This is a genomic window from Ovoidimarina sediminis, assembly GCF_032586175.1.
GTDB classification, from domain to species: Bacteria; Pseudomonadota; Alphaproteobacteria; order Rhodobacterales; family Rhodobacteraceae; genus Ovoidimarina; species Ovoidimarina sediminis.
The window spans coordinates 1-569 of record NZ_JAWHTE010000077.1; the positions used below are offsets into that span (position 1 = coordinate 1).

Annotated in this window: 2 protein-coding genes; both read left to right on the forward strand. The window is 59.8% G+C overall.

Translation table 11 applies throughout. The features are described 5' to 3' along the window. On the forward strand, positions 1-209 hold a 209-nt coding region (locus RXV90_RS25795), incomplete at its 5' end, for a hypothetical protein (RefSeq protein WP_316653298.1). Continuing rightward, a complete protein-coding gene (locus RXV90_RS25800) occupies positions 200-493 on the forward strand; it encodes a hypothetical protein (protein WP_316653300.1) in 294 nt (97 codons plus the stop codon). The genes RXV90_RS25795 and RXV90_RS25800, both read left to right, overlap by 10 nt. Positions 494-569 lie beyond the last annotated feature (76 nt).

The following is a 569-nucleotide window of genomic DNA, read 5'->3' on the forward strand; positions in this document are numbered from 1 at the left end:
TGGCGGGTCAGGTTTGTTTTGACGGATGTTTCGTCAATGAAGACAACGCGTTCCGGCCGGTCAGACACGGCGGGTATGCGATGCCTGAACCAGTCGTCGCGTTGTCTCCTTACCCAAGCACGGCGTCGCTCGGTGGCGACCAGCGTCTTTTTTTGTATGTGAAGCCAAGCTTGCGCAGAAACCGGCCAATGGCATCAGGGTGGGCCTGAACGCCTGTCGCATCATGCAGGGCGGCGGCGAGTTCGGGCATCGTGATGTCGCCGTCTTGCGCAACCACTTCGATGAGAAACAGCTGATGGGCGGCAAGTTTGCCTTTGCCCTTGGGGCGACCCTGCGGCGCGGCACGAGCCGTCCCGCTCTGGCGGATCGCAAGCCTCCACCGCGCTCCAGTAGCCGGGGAGAGCTTCAACCGCAGCGCCGCTGCACGCCCGCTCAATCCTTCTTCTATCAACTTCTGAAACCGCGCACGAAGTGCATCTGGCAAAGGTGCTGACATGATCCATCCTCCCAGACAGGATGAATCACAAATCAGCTCCAACAGGAATCCCCGCGATTCAGGTTTTCAGTCG